Origin of the sequence: Agathobaculum desmolans ATCC 43058 (assembly GCF_000701665.1) — a bacterium.
GTDB classification, from domain to species: Bacteria; Bacillota; Clostridia; order Oscillospirales; family Butyricicoccaceae; genus Agathobaculum; species Agathobaculum desmolans.
Genome location: NZ_JNJN01000097.1, coordinates 1 through 1,134, shown reverse-complemented (window position 1 = coordinate 1,134; position 1,134 = coordinate 1). Strand labels below are relative to the sequence as shown.

General features: G+C 41.7%; 1 protein-coding gene and 1 pseudogene. One reads left to right on the top strand and one right to left on the bottom strand.

From position 1 onward, the window contains the following. Positions 1-429: 429 nt before the first annotated feature. The gene (locus T363_RS0113755; RefSeq protein ID WP_031476762.1) at positions 430-762 is read right to left on the bottom strand and encodes an HI0074 family nucleotidyltransferase substrate-binding subunit; all 333 of its coding nucleotides are present in this window, start codon (positions 760-762) and stop codon (positions 430-432) included. 193 nt (positions 763-955) lie between these two features. Between T363_RS0113755 and T363_RS16890 the strand changes: the two are divergent. Next, a pseudogene (locus T363_RS16890) lies at positions 956-1,134 on the top strand (IS256 family transposase); the annotation flags it as partial.

Sequence of the window (1,134 nt, the reverse complement as noted above, 5' to 3'; positions counted from 1 at the left end):
GCCGCCTGTCTTACACAGACAACAAGCCCTTTCAGTAGCTTGAACAGTATTTATTTGAAAATATTGTCTAACTTTTTGGGGTCACTTCAGTTTGGACGCTTATCCCTTAAATCATTTTCTTTTGCTTATCTGAATACTCAGACCGGCAAATGCTGATTTTCTGATATGCCGGTTTATCCGCTTTAGATGTTGTTGAGTGCGAAATAACGGCATATTTGTCTTACTCGGAAATGGTTATTTCCAATAATATCCTCAATATGTAATATCGTTCTTCTTTAATAATGCATAGGCAAAAGTGCTGCCAACAGCGTTTGATTGTATAAAGCCAACCACTCGCTAAGCGAGTGCTTCAAAAGCGTATGGCGATGAAAATAATAAATGAACACAACCCCAGCAAAGCTGATGTTGTGTTCATTTATTATTTCTTGTTTAGTAAATCCAATTACATTCGATGGAGACCTTGAGCTTATGAAATAGCGATAAATAGATATTCCGCGTCTGTAATGCAGATAACCATGCAGATTCATCATCGATCATATGCAGGCGGTATGCCTCTTTGATGATGCTGCGCGGAGACCCGGTAACTGCTGTATTAACACCTTCGTTTTCCATACATTCCTTCATTGCTTTCCAAGCTTGCTCAAAGCAAATCTGATACAGAGATACCAGACCAGTTAGAACTACGTTATCGTAGGGTGGCTCATATTTGTTAATATCCTCCAGATTGTTCAGCGCTTTGCAGAAGTTTTCAAATTTTTTCATAAAGCATCATACCATCTTTCTGAATGTTATCCAGAAGCGCCGCATCAATCGGATGACTCAGATCCACCACGTCGTATTTCAGCAGCGTATCTGTTTCTTCATCCACAGCCAGCGCAAAAGAGAGACCGTCCCAAACTTTGTGTAAACCTCCTGAGTGGTGTAGAATAGAGACACCACTCAGGAGGTTTTTTATATGTCCAGAAAGAATCGAACCCCGGAAGGAAACGCCCGCCGTGAAAAGATCCGTGAGCTGCTGCAGATGGCAAATATCGGCAGCATGGATGACATCCAGAATCTGTTCAAGGAGACATTACCGAGTTCATGGAGAATAGTCTGGAAGCAGAGCTGGATGACGAGTTGGGCTACAGCAAA